The following is a 20,587-nucleotide window of genomic DNA, read 5'->3' on the forward strand; positions in this document are numbered from 1 at the left end:
GCTGGCGGAAGGAAGGCCCACCAGACCAGGGGCAGCGCCAGCATTGCGGCGAACGCACAGCGGGCTTGCCTGCCAAGAAACCGGCAAAGAAGACGGTGGGAACGAAGGGTGCAAATTTCAGGTGGACGCCGAGAATCTCGGCAAGCATCTGCAGCGCGCAGGAGATCGCAACAAGCAGCAAGGCCACCGCAAAACCGCGCCAAGACCACGGCTCGATCCTTGTCCAGTCTCCGAAGATAGAAGACATCTTCATCGTGGGCGCTCCCGGTCACGGAGCACGGACTAGTGAATCTTCAGGCGCACGACCACGCTCGACGAGGTCTGCGCTCAACATATGAACACCGCTGGCGGCCTGATATTCCCCGAAGACGGCCTCAGTCGGCGCAGACCTAGCGGACCCGCTAGGTCGATGGCGCGCTCCTCGAACTCCGGCCTGGCCTCCGACGAACCCGCCCACCACGGCATACCGATTTTTCGCGGCCGGGTGAGTTGGGCGCCGCTGAAATCACTGAGCGCGGCGCTTCGGCAGGTCCTCAACGATCACCTGGCTGACGTCAGGCTCGACGCCGTCGGTCTCGTTGCACTTGCAGGTGCGCGCGACCGCTACTCCACGCTGCTACCCCGTGACCTAGATATGATAGTCGGCCACCTCCCGTTGCAGCTCCTGGTGCCGCGCTGGAGAAGATCAAACACGAATCGCTATGTAATTGTGTTCGGTATAGGTTTAGATCATCAATGGCGACAGCATCACTTCGAACTCGAGAGGAACAACGTGGCAAAGATCCAGCCCGAGCCCGTCCGCGATCCCAAGGCCGATCATCTTCTGACCCCGCAAAACTGCGTCCTGGTCCTGATTGATTACCAGCCTGAACAATATTCGTCCGTGACCTCATCCTCCCGTGAGGAGATCACGCTCAATGTAGTTGCGCTGTGCAAACTCGCTCAAGCCTACGATATCCCTGTTGTGCTCTCGACGGTAGCGGTGGGCATGGGCGTGAACGAAGGCACGATACCGGCGATCCGTGGGGCTCTGCCCGGCGTGGAAGAGATCGACCGCACGGGCGTCAATGCATGGGAGGACGAGGACTTCCGCAAGGCCGTTCAGGACACGGGGCGGCGCAAGGTGGTCATCGCCGCGCTTTGGACCGAGGTCTGCCTGGCCTTTCCGACCCTCGACATGCTGGCCGAAGGCTATGAGGTCTATCCGGTTGCCGACGCTGTGGGCGGCATCTCGCCGACCGCACACGAACGCGCATTTGACCGAATGATTCAGGCGGGGGCAAAACCAATCACCGCGATCTCCTTCGGCTGCGAGATCATGCGCAACTGGGCGCGCGGAGATTCCGACAAGCTGCGGCAGGTCATGAGGTGGTATTTCCCCGACCATCGCCGTCTGCACCAATCAGCCTAAGATGCGGAGGTTACGTGGCGGGCGCTCAGCCTGAGATGAAGAATGAGCGCAGCCCCGCTTTTTGAGGCTTTTAGGGGCTTTGGGAGGCGGAGCTACGCAGGCCACACCAATTCGGAAATCAACTCCGCCCCGCCGCCGCCGTTCCGACGATTGAGCCGTTCTGTAAAATTCTGGTCCAGAGTCGTCTAGCTTGCAGACGCCCTCCGCCCAATAGGTACGATGCCCTGGGCAGGGTGTCATGATCAGACCGACAAACGAGAGGCCGATGTGTCCGGCGTGCAAACACCGGATCGCTCCTGCGGATAACTCCCGGCCAACGCGGCTTCGAAAATGCGAACGTTCGAATGCTCGACCTGCGGCCGGACCGAACAGGTCTCTATGTCTGTGGATCCCCTGAAAACGGACTTGGTGGTGGGCTGGCTCGCCGGCGAATTGAGACCGCCGCGCTGAGCCTGCAGGCCCGATTGGGGCCTCGCGTCCGGCGCTGCCATTGGAGACGCTGCGGCCCGTTCGCGACGATCCCTTGACTGAAGTCCAGTTCGTCAACGCCTCAGTCTGGTTGCAAGCGCACGGCGCTCCGGCCGCCACAGATGCAACCCAATTCGGCGTCCTAAGGTTTGTCCGGATGGTTTTTCGCACACCAGGGTCATCAACGGATCTGAAGTCCCGAAATTCCCCCAGAAGCGGACATGGCTGTGAACGGCCGCTTTGCGCCAGGAGCGGCCATTCAACAACTCCAAAAGTTCTATTACTTGGTTTTCAGTCAACCGCCGCCAAACTTGGACGGATCATCGTAGGCAGGAGGGTCGTCATGGTCGGTGCGCAAACCACCCGGAACGGAGCCGTCGCGATAGATTGGCACACCACCCGGACACAGCCTGTCTGTGACGAACAACGAGTTGTCGTGATCTGGAATGATCTCCCCTTGCGGCAGCGCTTGCAGAAAGAGCGATTAGCAGAGCCAAAGTAATGGCTGCGTTCCGAAGCGTCCGTTCAGATCAGACATGAATAACAAAAACGGCACGAAGTTCAGCCTTGGCAAGGTCATTCGGCGATTTCTGCTTCCAGAACGTCCTCTTGCTTCCGGTCGCCCTCAGAGCGGCGACTTGCCCGGTAACGGCCAGGCGACAAGCCGTGATGTCGAAGAAACACCTTCGAAAATGCGGCCACTGTCTCGTAGCCGACACGGGTCGCAATTCGTGCAATCCCGTCGTCGCTTGATTCGAGCAGAAACGCAGCATCCTCCATCCGACGGACGATCAGGTAGCGGTACATGGACTGGCCGACGAGCTTGGTGAAGCGGGCCGAAAACGCCGAGCGGCCCAGCCCCACGCGGTGCCCGAGGTCGTCAAGGGTCCAAGGCCGATCCGGTTGTTCGTGGATCAACTGAAGCGCCGGTCCGATGTGCGGGTCCGCCATCGCCCCGAGCCACCCGCCTTCTCCGGGTCCGAGAGACTTGATCCAGCTTCGCAACACCTCGACGAAGAGCACGTCTGTCAATCGTGAAAGCGCGACGCCTTGCCCGGGACGCTTACGCGCCGACTCGCTCACCATGCGTCGCAGAATCGACTCGAGCCACTCACCGTCCTCCGTCGGCTTCAGCAGAAGCACGGGCGGAAGCAATTCCAACACGCTACCACGCGAGGGCCGCGCCACGGTGAACTTGCCGCAGATCATTGTTGAATACGGCTGCGCGTTACCGCCATGACGGATGACGCCATGATGCGCAGACGATCGATCGAGATCGAGAACTGAAAATGGTGTCGTCCGGCGATCCGAATAAATCTCATGGGGCTCGCCGCGTGAGACGACAACGAAGTCGCCCGCGTTCATGCGGAGCTCTGGCCCTTGCTCGAAAGCGAGGGTCGCTGAGGGTGAGCCAGGACTGAGATAATGGAACAGGGCGTAGGGGCGTTGTGGCAACGCCAGGCTCCAGGGATCGCCGAGCTCGAAGTGGAAGAGCAGAGTCCCGCCGAGGCGAACGCGGTTGAGTACTTCGGCGAGGATGTCCATAGCGATGATCCTAATCCCGCGGACGATCCGACACAATACTTGGACGATTGGGCTCTACCGTCCAGGAAATCTCCATACTAGTTCCTGCCAAGGCGCGGAGGCATCCCGCGGTCATCCATTTTTCAAAGCGGTGGATGGAGAAACCGCGACTTTGCTGAAGCGCTTGCCCATCCCTCGACCTCGCGTCGTCCGTTATCCAACAGGAGCTCTTAATGCGGAATTTTCTCCTCTCAACCGTTGCCGCCGTCATGGCCGGCGCGGCATTTGCCGCCCCCGCTCGTTCGGCGGAGCTGCCCAAGGGGGCGGCTCACAATATCGTGCTCGTCCATGGCGCTTTCGTCGACCAGACGAGCTGGAAGCCCGTTGCCGACATCCTCACGAAGAAGGGCTACAACGTCACGCTCGTCGAAAATCCGCTCACCTCTTTGGCCGCTGACGTCGATGCCACCAAACAGGCGCTGGCGAAGCAGAACGGCAAGACCGTTCTCGTCGGCCACTCCTGGGGCGGCGTAGTCATCACGCAGGCCGGTAACGATCCCAAGGTTTCGGCGCTCGTCTACGTTTCCGCTTTCGCGCCTGACGTGGGACAATCTCTAGCGGCTCTCGCCAAGAGCGGTCCGGCAACCGAAGGTACCGCGGCGATTCATCCTGACGCCAAAGGCAACCTCTACATCGATCCCAAGGTGTTTCCTTCGGCGGTCGCTGCTGACCTTCCCCCGCAGATCGCCGAATCCCTGGCAAACCATCAGCTTCCGTTGAACCACGTAGCGTTCGAGGCGCCGGTCGATACGGCGGCTTGGCACGACAAACCGACGTTCTACGTGATCAGCACCAGGGACAAGGTGATCGCCCCCGAGGCGCAGAAGTTTTTCGCCGACGGGATGAAGGCCGACACGACGGAAGTCGCCGGCAGCCATGCTTCGCTCGTCGTTCATGCGAAGGAAGTCGCCGCGGTGATTGAAAAGGCTGCGCTCGCGAAGTGACGAGACCGCTCTCGGCGCTTTCGCGCCGGGAGCGCACGCACAAACCCGTACCGATCCCCCACTCGACCATTTCCTGCCAAGCATCCGGAGGATGACATGACTTTACTCGACATCGCGAGCCAGGACGCCGCCACGCTTGAAACGGCACCCACCCGTTATTACATCGAAGGCCGCGGAATCCGCTTCGCCTATCGCCGCCTCGGCCCGTCCACCGGAACGCCGCTGGTTCTCCTGCAGCACTTCTCGGGCAACATCGATGCGTGGGATCCGGCCGTCGTCAACGCCCTCGCCGCCGATCGCCCTGTCATCGCCTTCGATAACGCTGGCGTCGGCCGCTCGACAGGTCAAACGCCCGACAATATTGCAGCAATGGCGCGAGACGCGGTCGCCTTCATCAACCTGCTCGGTCTTTCCGAAGTCGACCTGCTGGGCTTTTCCCTCGGCGGCTGCGTCGCCCAACAGGTCGCCGCCGAGCACGAACGGCTGGTCCGGAAGCTCATCCTCGTCGGCACCGCACCGAAAGGCGGAGAGGAACACCTGTTAGCTGTTCTGCAGGAAGCGTTTTCCCAAACCGATGCGCCGGACCCCCGCCTGCCGCTGTTCTTCACGAATTCGTCCGCCAGCAGGTCGTCCGGCTTGGCCTTCCTGAAGCGGACGAAGGTGCGTAAGGATGATCGGGACACCGATAACGGCAGCGCGGTAACCGATCCGCAGGCCAAGGCGCTGATCACCTGGTGCGCCACAGCTGATCCCGAGCACGCCATACTGCACGCGATCCGCCAGCCCACCCTTGTGGTCAGCGGTAGCCACGACACCATGCTGCCCGCGAACAACGCCTACGCCATGTTCATGGAACTCGGCAACGCCCAGCTGGTGCTATATCCCGATTCAGGGCACGGCGCCCTGTTTCAGCACCACGAGACGTTCGTCAGCAACGCCCGGACCTTCCTGGAAGCGTCACCGGCGGCTGCATGATCCTCGGCGCGCTCCGACGCGATCACGCACTTTATCCATGAGAGTTGTTACGGAGGACAAAATGGCAATCGAAAAAGTCGAGGTGGAGCGTTTCAGCCTCACGAGTTCAAAACCATTCGAAGCTGTTGTGGCCGCACTCAAGGCGGCGGTCGGTCAACCCGACATGGTCGAATTTTTCAGAACGACGAGGGCAACAAATTTCTTCCCCGATTTGGAGCGCATTGTAACAAGCGGCCTCGGCCGCACGGGCCTTATGCTCTTCGCGGAATTCGACCTGGGCGATATTCTGCGTCGCGAAACTGGATCCAGGACGCCTAGGATCATACGGCTTGTGGTGGGCAATCCACTCATCATGAAAGAAATGGTCAAGCACGTTCCCGATGCTGGATCTTACGCTCCAGTCACAATCCTCATCGATGAACGTCCCGATGGCGTGCACGTCTCCTATAACAAAATGGAGAGTTATCTGCTGCCTTATGGCAACGCGGCAGCACTTGCCGTCGCCCGAAATCTCGATGAGAAAATCACAACCTTGCTGCGGGAATGCGCAAGCTAAACGTCCTGATGAGGTTTTCGGCCGGTGGAAGTGGGTAACTCATACCAATCGCGCAACGCGACGGACGTTGTCATGACGCGAGCCAGACGTTGGAAGGGAAATTCCTGCATGTACAAGACACTTCTTGTCACTCTCACTACCTCGGCTCTTTCCATCGGGCCCGTCGCATCTGCTCCCGCCGTCAGGAAAGAGCCGCTGGATGCTGCGACCCTCAGCGCGATAAAATCGAAGTTCGGCAGGCTGATGGAATTGGCCAACAACCACGATTTCAAGGCTCTGCATGGGATGTTCTGGCAATCGCCCTCGACCCTGTTGGCGGCTAAAAGCGCGATCCAGTCCGAGGGGAACTGGGCCGGCTTTTGGGGCAACGAGGCGGTTGATCAAAAGCTACATGATATCGGTAGCTCCGGTCCGGTCGTGCTCGAGCCCGATTATTCGAAGCTCAAGGTTGTCGGCCTGACGAGCGACGTCGCCGAGTCCTACGTGCCGATCAACATCACAGTCTCTTATGCGGGGCAGGATGGAACAGCCAGGCCGTTTCTAATGATCATCAATTGGCTTCGCGTCGGGAAGGACTGGAAGGTCGCTTCCGAGATCATTCTGCCGGTGCCGCCTGTACCCGCCGCGAAGGGCTAGGCGCGAGGCCTCACTGTTCGGCACCGACGCCTCGCATTCTTTCGTACTGAACGCAACGTCCCGGGACTGTCTTCACTCAGTTGACTGACGAACCGCTAGTCGTGCGAGGCGCGGGCGGTGCGCCAGTATCAGGAAGCCTTCGCCAAGCTCGATGCGGATGATGCCGGCGCGATACTCTCCTTCGCAGCCTTAGTTGGCAACTATGCCGATGACCGGCTCGCCAGCTTTTACTTGAAGAGCTGCAACGGCGCAACAAGCGCCGTCATTCAAATCAACTAGCGAAATAAACCCTTCGAAGGCAGCTTTGGGTCAAACTGAGACCCGAGCCACCGGCGCGGCATGTCCGTTCTGCCGCCGGCAGCGGACATTTCCATGACCGGCCGCTTTGCGCCAAAAGTAGACATTTGCGCCGTAGTTGCTCTGAACCATAAGAGACATGGCACGCATACTTTCACCGCACCATTGCTTACAATGGCTCGGCCAAAATGGGATTTCATAGCCCATCGATCAACTTGCACTTGATTTCACCGCCTCGGTAAGGAATCGCTCGCTCGAAGCAATCAAGGGCGGCTCGTCGATTACAGAGTGTGGCGTCTCTTGCCCTTCCAGCATCAGCCGCAATTTTCCAAACCCCTTGGTGATATTTTCTTTGAATTTCGCTGCCGCCTGATCGACGAAGGCTTTGTCCTTCGGCTTGGGCTTGGCGACACGCATTTCTATACGGGTTTCGCCATTTGCTCGATCATGAAAGACATGAGTCAGCGTGATCTTTGGCGCGCCGGCGATCGGAAGAAGGGTGCTGACGGTGAGATAGTCGGAGGGACGCCAATCCAGCACCTCTTCGACGATGGCGTCCTTCCCGTGCATGCAATGGTTCTCAGTACCAATTCCCCTGCGTTTGTTGCTTGAGTTCTCGATGACCGCATCAGCGGGCCACCATTTCTGCCGCAGCCCGGGCACTGTGAAATGTTCCCACAATATCTGTCGAGATGCAGCGATATCAAAATCCCAGGTCATGTAAGCATCGGCCCGCGTTACCTCGACGCGAGTGCGCTCATTCTCCTTCTTCCACACCTCATCGAGGTCGCGGAGCCAGAGCTTAACGTCGCCAATGATGTCGATAGCTTCTCGATGCTCGACGAGGCCCTGCGCCACCGGATCTACGCCCATGGTCTGGATGCAGGCGTCGCTGTAAAGCACATAAGCCCGGCTGCCAACCTTCTCGGATACCGTGTTTTTGAGGAGTCTATGGACCAGGATCACATCGCGTCCTGCAAGCTCTTCGCGTCCGCCCATCTTCTGCTTCACCATCTGACCGTGATGGACAACAAATTTAAAATCAAGATCGCTCATTGCAACACAGGCTTTGCACTCGCAGGTCGATGCCTGCTTGACGTCACGCAGGCGCCTACGGAACTTGAAATAGGCCGTCTCAATAACGTCCTGTAGTACCGAGCCATCGACTTTCTCGGCCACCGCGTAGACGAAGGCGGCATCGCCCTCAAACTTTGCGAGTCGGAAAGGCGGCCTGAGACCTTTGACCACTGTGTTCATGAAATCGGCGATGATGTCCTGCGCGTGGTCGAGCTCGACTCCTGCGAGGAAGCTCGTGTAGCCGGAGATATCGGCGATCGCGAAAAAGGCCAGTTCGGGCTTCGGAAGCATCGCATTTCCTCCAAAATAAGCGGAACATTCTCCCGCCTCCTGATAGAGTTATGCCACGTAATGTCGCGTAAGGGATGCGAAATAACAGCTCAGGGCGCTCTGCTTCAGCGTGTCACCCTTTGGACGACGTAGGCTTTTGGGCAATCAGCGAACTTTCTGGATTAGGCGGATGGCCGCTTCGCGCCAGAAGCGGCCCTTGGCGCGCTCGAAATCCAACTTTCGCTTTACCCCCCGAAACCCGACTCAACTCGGCTATCGCGGTATGTCCGAAATGTGCCGCCAGATGCAGACGTCCCCACAGGGGCGTTCGCGCGGGCGAATCGCAATCAAGTATGCATCTGCCTCAATCGACAATGCGCATCTAGTGACTTGAATTTTTCACCTCGACCGGCGCGTTGTATTCGAACTGTAGTTTTCTTGTACGCTTGGCTTCATGCGGGCCTCCTGCCCGCCTGTTCGCGCACGATGTAATCCGCGTACCAGTCGAACCAGTTGGCGTCGGGTTGGCCAGTCTGCTTCTCGTGCTCATCATGCGCAGCCGCTGCACGTCGTAGTGCGTCAGCAAGCACGTTCGACGAAGCAAAGGTAGTGTCCGCCTCCACGCGGCCGGGTAAGCGCTGCGTTAGTTGCTGGATCAGCCAAGCATTACCCTCCGAATCCCCGAATGTCGCCAAGGCACCGTAACTCGGCCGATCTGGATCGGGACCCATAACGCGCCCATTCGGCCCGCGGTGAAACACCTCGCTTACGTCGGCCCCACGCTTGATGAGTTCGTCGCGGGCCGCTCCGATATCGGAGACGACGAGAAAGTGGAGCGGCGCCGCCGCAAGCTGGATTGAGGCTGGTGATCCAGGAGGCGTGAACTGCACGGCGCGCGAGCCGTCAGCTCGGGTGAAGTCAGCATCCAGCCGCCAACCGAGATCGCTGTAGAATTTCTTGGCGCGATCGACGTCGGCAACCGGCAGGACGGCAACCTCGAGCTTCATGTTCAAGCGTTGCTGATTCGGATTCTCGCTTCGCGTTCTGGTCTCAAAACTGACCATATCTCTATTCCTTTCGTTGCTTGCTGCTTCTTGATAGCCTCACAGTTCCGCAAATCCGCCGTCGACTACCACTTCCGATCCGAGCATGTAGCTGGATGACTCGCTGGCGAGAAACAGCACCGCTGCAGCAATTTCGTCGGGCCGTCCAAGGCGCCCGATCGGAATCATCTTGCTCGCGCCTGCGAGATAATCGCGAAACTGCGCTTCGGTCTGACCCGGATGTTCAGACTGTCCCACACCACGAAGAATCGGCGTTTCGATCAACCCCGGGCTGACGGCGTTTACGCGAATTCGCCGGCCAAGCAGCTCCGTCGAAAGGGTGCGAGCAAAAGGATCGTACTGCCGCCTTCGAGGCAGACAAGATGGCGCGACCCGGCACCCCAACCAAGTTCAGCCATGCAGCATTCAGGATGATCGAGCCACCCTCACGCATGACCGGTTCGACTGCCTGGACCGAAAAGAATACAGACCTGACATTCGTATCCATGAGCCCGTCATATTGCGCCTCACTGGTCGTCGCTACCGGCGTGACATAAGCCGCGCCCGCGTTCGCAAAAAATATGTCGAGCGCGCCGAAGGCCTGCTGCACATCGAAAGCCATCTTCTGAAGGGAGTTGCGGGAAAGTACGTCGGCCTGCAGTGACAGCACGTCGCCTCCGATGAATTTGCGTGCCTGTTCGAGCGCGTCCGCCTCGCGGCCAGTAATGGCGACCCGCGCACCGTTGGCCACAAGAGCTTTGCGGTGGCCAGGCCGATGCCCGAAGTGCCACCAGTAATGAGCGCAGTCTTCCCGTTGAGCATCGAGTTCTCCTGATCGTTTGGGCTGTTGATTTCGTGAGCGATACTTCTTGTCTTCGTCCCGCCTGACTTACTTACGGTGGCCGGCGTGACCCATTTTCTCGTGTTCAGGCACGATGAATGTCAGCGTCGTCGTCTGGCCGGGGAAAACTTTGTGGTCGGCGTCGACCAACGCGATCGTCACCTTGTGCGGACCAGCAGGTAGGCCGGCAATATCGACGGTATTGTTGTCGCTCGCGTCCGCCCACCACCACGGCAGGTCGTCGACGGTGATGTGGAGATGCCCGATACGGGGCGACACTTGGCGCGCGCCAGCCCCGAACACCTGAACAATGCGAACATTTTCCACTCGATACTGCGCCCAGAAGACGCCAATCGCCAGACCCTCGGGAAGCGGGGGGTCGACGATCAGCCTGGGAGCAGGCTCGTTTTCGACAGCGACGTACGGGGAAGCCCCGCGGATTTCCCTCGCGCTTTGAGCTAAGGCGTTGGTTGCGAGCACGGTGCCGGCCGCAATGGCGCCGACGGCAAGAGTCTTGACGAGAGTCATGGCATGACCTTCCTTAATAGGTGACAGCTTGCGAGTTTTTGTGGATCGATTGGCGAATATGGGCAAACTAATCGCGCTTTGCGGGCCACCGCAGGCGGCGCAGTTCGTCGGCAAGAGCATGGACCGCCGTCTCCTGAAATCGACGCGCCCAAAGATTCAGCCACTCCTCGTTGCCCAAGAAGAACTTCCAGTCGCTGACGACTGCTTGCCTTATGAGCAGGAACGGCACCGGCGCCGTGAATGGCCGAAAGCTGGGGTTATAAATTGCAGCCCTCTCATTGCGTTCGTAGAACGCTCCGAGCACCAATCCGTCTTCCGCATGGGATGGAACGGCGAGACGCTGCAGGACGTCTTCGAACAGACCGTGAGCACGATCTGCCAATAGATCGGTGAAACGCGCCTTTGGTCGAAATCGCGCTGGCTCTCCGATTCTCGAGCCAGGCAAACTTTACTCGCGCATTCAGGCAGTCGACGGGCCTGGCACCCGGCCAATATCGTCGCGAGGTAACGGCGGCGCTCGATATGAATGCGCTGCGCGTGAGGAGTGGTTTCAAGGAAACCGACCTGCGCATCACTCTCGGCAAGGCTTTCGATGAGAACTTGTTGGGTGGCCAACTCAGCCTGCGCGGCCGGACGCCCAATGCGATCAACACCTGAGCGCCAAATTGTACCGAGTACAATGTTACACTTGAACCGACGCAAATATCGGAGCACTCTTAGTATTGATCCGAACTTGTACTGATTGTACCGAGACGGGTAGGCGAGGAAGCTCATACCGACAACGGTCACGGGGATCGGGGAAGGAGACGAGCCATGGAGCTGACGACCACCACGATCCTGATCGCCTTTGCCGGCGTCTTCCTGATCTGCTTCATGAAGGGTGCGTTCGGCGGCGGGTTCGCCATTGTCGGCATTCCCTTGCTTTCACTGGTGATGGATCCCGTGACCGCCGGCGGTCTGCTCGCGCCATTGTTCGTCGCGACGGACTTGTACGCGTTGCGCTACTGGAAGCCTTCGACGTGGTCGAAGCCGGACCTCAAGCTGCTGTTGCCGGGGCTCGTGGCTGGCATCGGGCTCGGCTATGTGCTGTTTCGTGTGCTCGACCATCGGGCCGTTGCGATCGTGATGGCCGTTGTCAGCCTGATCTTCGTCGCGCTGTGGTTCTTCGGCGGCCCCGATGTGACGGTCCAGCCGCGTTCGACGCCGAAGGCGGTCGCAGCCGGCCTCGGCTCCGGAGTCGCCTCAATGGTCGCGCACTCCGGCGGACCGCCGCTTGCGATGTATCTGCTGCCGCTTGGGCTAAGCAAGGACGTTTATGCGGGAACGAGCAGCATGTTCTTCACCGTCGGCAACGCGCTCAAGGCGGTGCCGTGGCTGTTGCTGGTGAGGCCGGGACACAACGTCTGGATCGTGATGGCGGCGTGCCTGCTCGCCATTCCCGCCGGCGTGTGGGCCGGTTGGCGACTTCACGGCAAGCTGGACCAGCGCCAGATCTATCGGGCTTGCTATGGATTGCTTGTCATCACTGCGCTGAAGCTGTTGTGGGACGGTGTGCACGGCTATCTAGCTTAGGCGGCGATCCATCGAACCCTTCCGTAATTTTGAGGGCAACGATTGCCGCAACTCGGCGAGTGGCCGCTTTCCGTAACATCTGTCACGCGAGCCGGCGGCGGTCCTGGTAGAGACAGTGCCCGCCTGTGCTCTATCCGCGGGGCGAACCGCAGGACGGCGCCAACTGCGAAGCGCATCATTTCGACTGCTTGTCCGATTTGTTCGCCGCAATACCCTATTCTACGATGGGGGCGTAACACACCTACCCGAGTAGCTTCCGCGGTATATGTTGGGATGAAACCACGGAGATAAGCCAATATGGTCGATGTGATGCACGACGCTTAGTTCGATTCTGGCCCGAGCATTAGAAGCTCCATTCCAAACGCGCCCAAAAAATTTGGCGGGGATAGAGTTGCTTACATAACGACTCAGCAGCTTAAGTGCTGGCTGGGGCGGGAGGGATCGAACCTCCGAATGGCGGAATCAAAATCCGTTTGATTATTCAAAGATTTCAAGGGGCATTTGGAAAAAACGGTCAAAATGGCCTCTAATAATATCAACAGCTTGGCAGCTATTTCCAAATGAAAAAGTTGCCCCCCGACCCCGGACCGCAACCTGGAATTATCTCGCAGCCGTTGCTGATGCGGGCGAAGGAACGACGTTATTCGAGCCGATCCGGATAGGCGCTCAAGATAGATGCTCCCGCCCTCGCGCTCTTGGGGACAGTGTGGAGTTCAAATCGCGACTTCACGAAGGTCGCCGTTCCTTGCTGGCCACCTAGCGAAAATCTCCTCGTCCGACGCTCTCCGCTGCGGCGAGCAGAACCTCGCCCTGGCCGAGCTCCAGGGCCTCCCGACCCGTCAGGCCGTCAAGCTCGTCGTGGACCTGCACGAGAAAACGGAAGACGGCCAGGGGGACCTGCCAGTCGTTCCCGTAGGGCGGGTAACTCGGGATAGGGTTTTCCATCGCGATTGAGTTGCCAGACCGGAAGGCGGAAGCCGCGCTTGACCTCCGTCCAACCCGAAAAGTTGTCCGTTCTGTCGCTTCGTATTGATCGTTACTCGCCAAATGTGCAGCAACTCGGCAAGTTCTTCGGCTCTGCGCATGTCTTTGCCGGACAGGATATCTGCAGCTCTGATTCGACCCCGGTCCCGCGCCGCCACTGCTCATGAAGCAGGTATTGGAATTTCCAGCATGTTGGCGATCGGCGTGTAGATGTCGATGTTTGCTCCCGGAGCTCTCACGGAGACGACCAGCGCATAACGCGCCGAACGATCCCAACGCTGAAGCGCAGGCTTTTCCTTCCACCAGCCACTGACGGGAAACACCCCGATCGCATCGCGCTCAGCTAGTTCTGCCGCACTTCCGCGCCAAATATCCGAGTGGATCGATCCCTTATCGCGAATCGTACCGAGCACCCAATTGTCGCCACCTGCCGCGGCTCCAACCTGCCCCTCCTCCTCCGCCTCGGCAGCCTTGTTGATTCGTTGGCGAAATTGCTGGAGGCTCTCCAATGACCGCTTTACCGCAAACCGGAGCGAATGAGACGAATAGCGGTGCCGTCTCGTCCATCCCCGCTCGCCGGGGTTAGGCTCGACGAAATAGGACAACGTCACGCGTAGCTCGACATCCTGCTCCCCCAACGCGAGCAATTCGTCTCGGGGCCACGGCAAGCGGTGTAGGTTCATGCTGCGGGTCTTAATCGCCGAGCCATCCTTCCGGAACGGAAGAAGGGCATCTTCGACCATCAGGGTCGCATCGTCCGTCGCACTCATCACTGCGCGACCGATATCAGGTACGCCCCATCCGTATCGGCGAAGCATGGCTGCTTTCTGTGCCTGCGCACCCCCCTCGATCCGCGCACGCATCGCCGGCGTCCATTCGGCCGAGTGCACCGCGAGAGCTCGCACGGTTTCTGGCCAAAGCTGGGGGCGGGCAACCAAAACGCCGGCGCAAAGATGCGCGCCCAATGCCGCGGCCGCGCTGGTATCGCCAAACGTCTCGAAGAGACGCATTTGCGGACGATAGTGCGTTGTTATGAGCTGGAGATCATCGATCGCTGACGCCGGATTGACACCGTCATGGGCAAAGTTGCCACCTTCGAACACGACGTCCGGTCGGATCGGCCACTGACGATCCCAAACGCCAGACGTTCGGCTCGCCGGAGACAATTCGCCAGCGGGCGCCACTGGCTGCCAGCCATTGAAGTCGGGATGAAAGATGCCGATTTTGTCGGTGTACGCTCCGACAACTAGCGGATTCCATGCCTGAGCGGGGCTCTCGACCTCTTCAAGGTCGTTACGGTCCGGATAGTCTGGAGCCGAAATATCACCTCGCAGATTCCCGGCGGCGAGCACCATGAGGCGCCGACGGTCGCCGCCGCCATAGCAAAGCTGGTCGACGGCCGCCGACCACGAAGATGGGCGACCGCGACCAAGACCGACTTCGCTCGTCACCGCCATGCAGAAGACCCGCCGACGACGCGGAGCTTGTGCCTCAGCCTTGTTGATACCGATTTCTGTGATTGCTCCATAAAGTTCGGGATCGTTCTGGCCAGCTGGCGGCAAGACCTTGACCGTCTCCAATCGATGGCGCAGGTCAACTTGACCACCATGGCTAAGCGCCGCTTCAAGATCGCCATAGAGCGCGACACCTGACATCGACGTACCGTGGCCATTCCAGTAAGAGCTGTCACCTACGCCCCAGCCGTTGTCATAGGCGTGCTGGTCGACGGCATCCAAGCCCGGCTCGATCAACGGATGCGTCCGGGTCGCTCCGCTGTCGAGAAGACAGATGGCCGGCGCCAGCGCATCAGGTGCGTCAACCCGATCGACGAGATCGCCCGCCCAGTCTGCCTGTTCGACTGGGCGCATCTCGAGAAAGAGCGTCGGCGTGTCCTTAGCGATGCGCAACTCGGCCACGGCGTCGCTATTGTCGACGAGCCTTGCCATCGCTTCCTCGTTGGCGAGCGCCAGGACCACGTCGCGCTCGGGGAAGCTGATGGCATGTTCCTTCAGGGTTACATTGAGGCGTTGTGCGACATGCCGAAGGGTCTCCAGGCGACCGTCGCGAACCCATACCTCCCACCACGCCTGACGACCAGCCGTCGGAAAAAGCGCCATGTCGTCCGTGAAGAGCGAACGAACAGCTCCAAGGCGAACATCCTCGATTCGAGCGACCAAGGCCTCGTTCCTCGGCTTTCCCGACTTCGTGTTCTCGTCGCGATAAGCCTCAACCTTTTTGGCAAAGAAATCCGCTGAGCGCTCAGGTACGAACACAGTGGCCGAAACCATTTCCTGATTATCGGCGGTAGGCTTAACGGCAACGAGCTCAATTTTGGCAGGCTTATTCTCAAGATCTTGGACAGCCTCCCGCTCCGCCGCCGGGATCTCGAATTCGAGATAGAACCCCTTCTCGCCTTCAGCGACCGCTTGGTCGCGGGCTCCAAGTTTCTGCCGAGCCTGCCGGACGGCGGCACCGATCGCGTGGCCGAGTTTCTGTGCGTGCCGCGCTCTCACCCTGGCAGGCGGCAGTCCCGTGATGACAATGCGAGGCGATGTGTACGGCTCTGCTTGACCGCCACCCTCAACATGAAAATGCGGCCGATTGCGCGGCGGTCGTGCCATCTATCGTCTGCACCTCAACTCGTGGCGGCTCTGCGTTCCGCCAATGTCGAGAGCAGCGTTGGCGTCCTGATCTCGCTTCTGTCCTCGAGTACGGCGATCTTCGCCGCCTCGTCGGCAGCCCTTGATACTTCCGCCTGGCTTAAACCCACAGTGGCTTCTAAAATCGATGACCAATTGATGTCCGAGAGGTCAAATCCCGTCAGATGCGATTCCAATATGCCGCGAGCGATCTCCGGGTCCGGCAATCCATAAAGAATGACGTCGTCGAAACGCCGGAAAACGGCTTTGTCTAGCAGCTCTGGGTGGTTGGTCGCAGCAACGATCAGGCTCGGGCCATCATCGTTCTCCAAAAACTGGAGAAATGAATTGAGCACGCGCCGGATCTCGCCGACATCGTTCGTGTGCGATCGTTGTGAACCGATCGCATCGAACTCGTCAAAGAAGTATACGCCGCGCTGAACTGCAACAGCATCGAACACCAGGCGAAGGCGCGTCGCCGTTTCGCCCATGAGCTTGCCGATCAAGCCCTCATAGAGAACTGTGAATAGCGGCAGCTTTAACTCGCCGGCAAGAGCGGACGCCGTCATCGTCTTGCCTGAACCCGGAGGCCCAACTAACAGCAGCTTCCGTCGAGGCATCAGGCCGCGGGCGCGCAGGCGCTGCTGTTGGCGCTGTTCGGTCAAAACGCGCGTCAAGCGCCCTTTCAGTTCTGGCCCCAACACCATACTGTTAAGGCGAATATCCGAATAACGCGCCGAAAGCAGGCTGCTGAGTTCGCCTTTTGGCTGCGCTAGAGGAACGGGACCGGCGCCGCGCCGACCGACATGCGCGGTCTTGCCCTTTGCCGCGTCGATCAGTTCGCGCAGTTCCTGGGCGAGTTTGCCGTGTCCTTGCCTCGCCTCGTGCGCGGCAAGCTGCGTCGCCACGGAGAGGAAGCGGTCCTCATCTCCGTCGATATGGCTGCGCAGCAACGCGACGATGTGGCGAGCGGTCGACATTATTCCCTACTTCTGGTTCCAGTCCGGAGTTCCTCCAAGACCGACACTAACGATCAAGCGTGGGGCTGTATCGGACAAAAGAGCTTACATCTATTCGACCCGGCCCTGATTTCACAGGATTCGGCGACCCCGGCAGGCCTTGAGCCTGCTCACTAGTCTACCGATGAGTGGTTAAGTGTTTCCGGTCCCATCCCTGGACGGAGCGTGGATGACCTGCCGCGGGCAGAACATGCGCCTTCCTTGACGAGAGAACATAACAGGAACATTGTATTCATTGGTCGCCTTTGGTCAAGAAGCAGCAGCAACGATTGCGCCGGCCAAAAGCCACTGCGCGTGCGGCTTAAGTGACTTTTGGGAGATCGGCGCAAACAACCATGGGTAGCCATCGCCTACAGCCAAATCATGGCATCACCGATATCGGCCCTCCTGTGTTTAGCGGTAGTCTATAGCTGATTTGCTTTGACGGACGCCGCTCTCGGGGCCACCATTACGAGGTATTTCAAGTGGTTATGGGGCATGCATGAGCGGTCAATTCGAGATCGCCACGCATCAGGACCTTTTCCGTCACGTCACCGCCGATAATGCGGCGCTGTACCGGTCTGTCCTGGATGTGTGCGCGGCAGCTGAACGTCAACTGCTGCTTTACGTCCGGCCTTCCGAGATTCTCACGCAAGCAAAGTGGCCGGGCGAGCCGCCGACCGCCTCCGAACTGGACGCCGTCCTCGACAAGTTGACCGCGTGGGGCAATCTCGACTGCCAGGCCGACAACTCGCGCGTCACCTCGTTGAGCGGGTTCTATCGCCGCCGCATGCTCTACCGACTTTCGAAGGGCGGCGTCTCCGTCGAGATGGCGCTCAGCGCCTTCGCCAAGGAGATGCAGCGCCGCGGCGAACTGCAGACGGTTGCGCTTGAAGACATCGGCAAGAGCCTCCTCACGCTGATCCACCTCGGCCGAAGCAACGACCCTGACGTCGCCAAGATGTACGAGACCCTCAACGGTCTAATGACCGTGTTCAACAACATGGCCGAGACCGCGCGAGCCTTCATGGCCGGCGTCCTCCGCGGTGTCGATTTGCAGGACGGCGACGTGGACGCCGTGCTGAACTACAAGCAGCGTCTCATCGAGTATATCCGCCAATTCGTTGGCGACTTGGTCAGCCGAAGCGGTGTGATTTCGGAAGACATCAATGCCCTCCAGTTGCGCATCGACGCGATGCTCCAGTCCGTGGCCCGCCGTCAGGCACGCAACGCCCCTCCGGGCGAAGAGCAGGCCGCCTACGAAGCCGAACTGAAGATGTGGGACGAGCGGTGGCAGGGCCTGCGAATGTGGTTCGTCGGCGGGTCGAACGGCGAGCGTTCCCAGAGCGAACAGCTCAGAAGTCGGGCCCGGGCCGCGATTCCGCAACTGCTCACAGCGATCATCGCGATCAACGAACGCCGAAGTGGCCGCAGTGACCGCTCCGCCGACTTCAAAAGCCTTGCTCACTGGTTCCTCGACTGCGACGGCGACGAAGACGCCCACCGACTTGCACGAGCCGCGTTTGCGCTCAATCCGGCGCGTCACTACGCCGAAAATACCGCAGCTGCTGACGTTACCGGCGTCATACCGTGGCATAAGGCGCCGTCCATCGTCGTTCCGCTCCGGCTCCGCGAGACGACCTTCCCGTCCGGACGCAGATAGTAGGGACGGATCAAGTAACGTGGATCGATCTCGGACTTCTCGACGAACTCGTCGATCTCAATGGTGCGCGTGGACTCCAGCGCGATCTCTTCGAGCTCTTCCTTGGTCACCTCGATGAATTGGTCTTTCTCGAGCTGATAGCCCTTGACGATGTCCTCGTTCGGCACCTCGTCACCGGTGTCCGCGTCAACCTTGAGGTATTTGATGCGATGGCCGGTCTGCCGATTAAGTTGGTTGAACGAGATTTTCTCGGACTCGGAGGTGGCTGGATACAGCGCGACCGGACGGGGGGCCATGTACGCAGAACTCCGTTTTCGGGGCAGCTCGGATTCAAGACGATCGAAAGGGGCTGGTTCCGACACGCCGCCCTGTTTTGAGACTGTCAATTCGGACGTGGCCGACGCGACCAGAAAAATCCATCACACCCTCCGTCGTCGGACTCGACATTTGTTCTTGTTATGTTCTAATTGTACTATGAACGATCGACCCGCGAGTTGCGGATGCCTACCCCGAAACAAATGGAAAAGCTGGCCGCCGCTTCGATTGGAGGTAAAGCCGTGGGGGCGCGCCCACTCGGCCCTCAGGACGAGATGCCGGACGAATATTGGCATGCCGTCCTGAACGATGCCCAATTCGAAACGAGATCTTCGGAACGATCGAGCGCAGGGCAGCGCCTCTCCGAAATCCCGCAGCATGTCCTGCGAGTATCCTGTCGCAGGTGCGAGCGCATTGTCGAGATCCAGAAGGCCGACGCGATCCGCCTGTATGGGCAGCAAGCCAGCTGGAGGGAGGTCGGGCAGCGACTGCTAAACAACACCTGCCAGAACCGGACTGGTCGCTATGAGGCAGACGGCTGCTGGCCGGCCTTCGAGCCCGTCTGATCATAGCTCGTCGTCGTTTCGGATGGCCCCCAAGCATCATCCGACGCCTCTGTCCGGCGGAGATCGTAAGGCCTTGAAGAAGGAGCTCGGCAAGGCGCGGACGATGACAGGCATTTTGGCCGCGCAGTCGGACGAGCTGCGGCCAAGGGGGACGCACTGATACGCCAAGCCGATCGGCTCCTGGCTGAAAGCTGGAACGAGCGGATGTGGGCGGACGGAGAACCGATCGATCCCTCTCCGACCGTCGACCAGGCGATAAACGGCGGCTATCCTTGGCTTCAGATTCAGTGCTCGCGCTGTAAGGCGCCGAGCCAGGTCGATCTTGCAGCCCTGCCCCATCCACCGACAACTTTCGTTCATGATCTCGTCGGCAGGCTTCGCTGTCGGAAATGCGGCAAGGCGGGCCGGCGCCCCTCGGCGACGCTGCTGCAACTAACTCAGCGGCCGCGCAACGTGGCTCCGGAGGACTGAACGTGTGCAATCTCTATTCGATGACCAAGAACGTTGACGCGATCCGTCGCCTGTTCAGCGCACTCAACAGTCGCGTTGGCAACTTGCCTTCAATGCCCGGCATCTTTCCGGACTACCCAGCGCCGATCGTTCGCAACGCGCCCGACGATCGGGAGATCGTCATGGCTCGATGGGGTATGCCGTCCTCCCAGCAGGCGCTCTTGGACGCCACCAAGAAGCGAGCCCAGAAGCTCGAGGCCAAGGGTAAGCCGGTCGATTTCAAGGAATTGCTTCAGATGGAGCCGGACAGTGGCACCACCAATATCCGAAACGTGGGCAGTGCGCATTGGAAGCGATGGCTCGGGACCGAGCACCGTTGCCTGGTCCCCTTCACGTCATTCAGCGAGTACGACACGATCGATGGCAAGAAGGTCCCGGTATGGTTCGCTCCGGACGAAAGCCGCCCACTGCTGGCGTTCGCCGGCCTCTGGACGAACTGGACCAGCGTCCGGAAGGCCAAGGAAGGAGAAGTCACGATCGATGTCTACGCCTTCCTGACTTGCAAGCCGAATGCCGAGGTGGAACGCGTGCACCCGAAGGCGATGCCAGTGATCCTGACGACAACCGAAGAGTACGATGTCTGGCTGCGCGCCCCTTGGGACGAGGCCAAGGCGCTCCAGCGGCCGTTGCCGGACGGGGCGCTGAAGATCGTTGCGACCGGCGAAAAGGAAGATCCCGCGCTGGCCGCCTGAAATATTGCACGCAGGCGG

20 protein-coding genes and 3 pseudogenes are annotated in these 20,587 nt (G+C 59.7%); 12 read left to right on the forward strand and 11 right to left on the reverse strand.

The features are described 5' to 3' along the window. Nucleotides 1-409 precede the first annotated feature (409 nt). Complete coding sequence (locus tag ACH79_RS00725) at nucleotides 410-1,411, forward strand: hydrolase (protein WP_246738371.1); 1,002 nt, start codon at nucleotides 410-412, stop codon at nucleotides 1,409-1,411. A 1,044-nt stretch (nucleotides 1,412-2,455) separates the two neighbouring features. Here the strand turns inward: ACH79_RS00725 and ACH79_RS00730 are convergent. After that, nucleotides 2,456-3,424, reverse strand: coding sequence for an AraC family transcriptional regulator (locus ACH79_RS00730; RefSeq protein WP_161849306.1), 969 nt, complete (start codon nucleotides 3,422-3,424; stop codon nucleotides 2,456-2,458). A gap of 212 nt (nucleotides 3,425-3,636) precedes the next feature. Between ACH79_RS00730 and ACH79_RS00735 the strand changes: the two genes are divergently transcribed. The 5 genes from ACH79_RS00735 to ACH79_RS00755 all read left to right on the forward strand — a co-directional run bounded on the left by ACH79_RS00735 (nucleotide 3,637) and on the right by ACH79_RS00755 (nucleotide 6,853). Continuing rightward, complete coding sequence (locus ACH79_RS00735; RefSeq protein ID WP_161849307.1) at nucleotides 3,637-4,407, forward strand: alpha/beta hydrolase; 771 nt, start codon at nucleotides 3,637-3,639, stop codon at nucleotides 4,405-4,407. Between the two features lie 96 nt (nucleotides 4,408-4,503). Continuing rightward, nucleotides 4,504-5,382: an alpha/beta fold hydrolase gene (locus tag ACH79_RS00740; RefSeq protein WP_161849308.1), complete on the forward strand. Its 879-nt coding sequence runs from the start codon at nucleotides 4,504-4,506 to the stop codon at nucleotides 5,380-5,382. Nucleotides 5,383-5,443: 61 nt separating this feature from the next. Continuing rightward, nucleotides 5,444-5,938: a DUF302 domain-containing protein gene (locus ACH79_RS00745; RefSeq protein WP_161849309.1), complete on the forward strand. Its 495-nt coding sequence runs from the start codon at nucleotides 5,444-5,446 to the stop codon at nucleotides 5,936-5,938. Nucleotides 5,939-6,046: 108 nt separating this feature from the next. Further along, the gene (locus ACH79_RS00750; protein WP_161856155.1) at nucleotides 6,047-6,574 is read left to right on the forward strand and encodes a hypothetical protein; all 528 of its coding nucleotides are present in this window, start codon (nucleotides 6,047-6,049) and stop codon (nucleotides 6,572-6,574) included. A 117-nt stretch (nucleotides 6,575-6,691) separates the two neighbouring features. Beyond that, nucleotides 6,692-6,853 (forward strand): hypothetical protein, encoded by a 162-nt coding sequence (locus tag ACH79_RS00755; protein WP_161849310.1) that lies wholly within the window; start codon nucleotides 6,692-6,694, stop codon nucleotides 6,851-6,853. A 228-nt stretch (nucleotides 6,854-7,081) separates the two neighbouring features. On the opposite strand, the gene ACH79_RS00760 is transcribed toward ACH79_RS00755, so the two are convergent. The 6 genes from ACH79_RS00760 to ACH79_RS00780 form a co-directional block, all read right to left on the reverse strand. Further along, entirely contained in the window at nucleotides 7,082-8,239 is a 1,158-nt protein-coding gene (locus ACH79_RS00760) for a DUF2652 domain-containing protein (RefSeq protein WP_161849311.1), read from the reverse strand. A gap of 431 nt (nucleotides 8,240-8,670) precedes the next feature. Continuing rightward, nucleotides 8,671-9,282, reverse strand: coding sequence for a VOC family protein (locus ACH79_RS00765; RefSeq protein WP_161849312.1), 612 nt, complete (start codon nucleotides 9,280-9,282; stop codon nucleotides 8,671-8,673). A gap of 39 nt (nucleotides 9,283-9,321) precedes the next feature. Next, nucleotides 9,322-9,588, reverse strand: coding sequence for an SDR family oxidoreductase (locus ACH79_RS43600; RefSeq protein ID WP_246738785.1), 267 nt, complete (start codon nucleotides 9,586-9,588; stop codon nucleotides 9,322-9,324). Continuing rightward, nucleotides 9,506-10,012, reverse strand: coding sequence for an SDR family oxidoreductase (locus ACH79_RS43605; RefSeq protein WP_246738372.1), 507 nt, complete (start codon nucleotides 10,010-10,012; stop codon nucleotides 9,506-9,508). The genes ACH79_RS43600 and ACH79_RS43605 overlap by 83 nt, the downstream gene beginning before the upstream one ends. Nucleotides 10,013-10,150: 138 nt before the next feature. After that, nucleotides 10,151-10,630, reverse strand: a complete 480-nt coding sequence (locus ACH79_RS00775; protein WP_161849313.1) for a DUF6130 family protein — start codon at nucleotides 10,628-10,630, stop codon at nucleotides 10,151-10,153. Between the two features lie 67 nt (nucleotides 10,631-10,697). Then, on the reverse strand, nucleotides 10,698-11,012 hold the full coding sequence (locus tag ACH79_RS00780) for a DUF6875 domain-containing protein (protein WP_161849314.1): 315 nt from the start codon (nucleotides 11,010-11,012) through the stop codon (nucleotides 10,698-10,700). A gap of 20 nt (nucleotides 11,013-11,032) precedes the next feature. Here ACH79_RS00780 and ACH79_RS44975 point away from each other — a divergent pair, with 20 nt between their 5' ends. Continuing rightward, nucleotides 11,033-11,287, forward strand: coding sequence for an AraC family transcriptional regulator (locus ACH79_RS44975; RefSeq protein ID WP_161849315.1), 255 nt, complete (start codon nucleotides 11,033-11,035; stop codon nucleotides 11,285-11,287). Nucleotides 11,288-11,443: 156 nt separating this feature from the next. Next, a complete protein-coding gene (locus ACH79_RS00790) occupies nucleotides 11,444-12,202 on the forward strand; it encodes a sulfite exporter TauE/SafE family protein (RefSeq protein ID WP_161849316.1) in 759 nt (252 codons plus the stop codon). 756 nt (nucleotides 12,203-12,958) lie between these two features. Here the strand turns inward: ACH79_RS00790 and ACH79_RS43615 are convergent. The 3 genes and pseudogenes from ACH79_RS43615 to ACH79_RS00805 all read right to left on the reverse strand — a co-directional run. Then, a pseudogene (locus ACH79_RS43615) lies at nucleotides 12,959-13,341 on the reverse strand (XRE family transcriptional regulator); the annotation flags it as partial. 6 nt (nucleotides 13,342-13,347) lie between these two features. Continuing rightward, nucleotides 13,348-15,807, reverse strand: a complete 2,460-nt coding sequence (locus ACH79_RS00800; RefSeq protein WP_161849318.1) for a S8 family peptidase — start codon at nucleotides 15,805-15,807, stop codon at nucleotides 13,348-13,350. Between the two features lie 14 nt (nucleotides 15,808-15,821). Continuing rightward, complete coding sequence (locus tag ACH79_RS00805) at nucleotides 15,822-16,805, reverse strand: AAA family ATPase (protein ID WP_161849319.1); 984 nt, start codon at nucleotides 16,803-16,805, stop codon at nucleotides 15,822-15,824. A gap of 520 nt (nucleotides 16,806-17,325) precedes the next feature. On the opposite strand from ACH79_RS00805, the gene ACH79_RS00810 reads away from it, so the two are divergent. Next, entirely contained in the window at nucleotides 17,326-18,486 is a 1,161-nt protein-coding gene (locus tag ACH79_RS00810) for a TIGR02677 family protein (RefSeq protein WP_161849320.1), read from the forward strand. On the opposite strand, the pseudogene ACH79_RS00815 reads toward ACH79_RS00810, so the two are convergent. Beyond that, nucleotides 18,462-18,816, reverse strand: a pseudogene (locus ACH79_RS00815) (Ku protein); the annotation flags it as partial. The gene ACH79_RS00810 and the pseudogene ACH79_RS00815 overlap by 25 nt on opposite strands. A 170-nt stretch (nucleotides 18,817-18,986) precedes the next feature. On the opposite strand from ACH79_RS00815, the gene ACH79_RS00820 reads away from it, so the two are divergent. From ACH79_RS00820 to ACH79_RS00825, 3 genes and pseudogenes are all read left to right on the forward strand, one after another. Beyond that, a complete protein-coding gene (locus ACH79_RS00820) occupies nucleotides 18,987-19,367 on the forward strand; it encodes a hypothetical protein (RefSeq protein ID WP_161849321.1) in 381 nt (126 codons plus the stop codon). Nucleotides 19,368-19,389: 22 nt separating this feature from the next. Further along, a pseudogene (locus tag ACH79_RS43620) lies at nucleotides 19,390-19,838 on the forward strand (hypothetical protein). Between the two features lie 2 nt (nucleotides 19,839-19,840). Further along, a complete protein-coding gene (locus tag ACH79_RS00825; RefSeq protein ID WP_161849322.1) occupies nucleotides 19,841-20,569 on the forward strand; it encodes an SOS response-associated peptidase in 729 nt (242 codons plus the stop codon). Nucleotides 20,570-20,587: the final 18 nt, after the last annotated feature.

It is taken from the genome of Bradyrhizobium sp. CCBAU 051011 (genome assembly GCF_009930815.1).
Classification (GTDB): Bacteria; Pseudomonadota; Alphaproteobacteria; order Rhizobiales; family Xanthobacteraceae; genus Bradyrhizobium.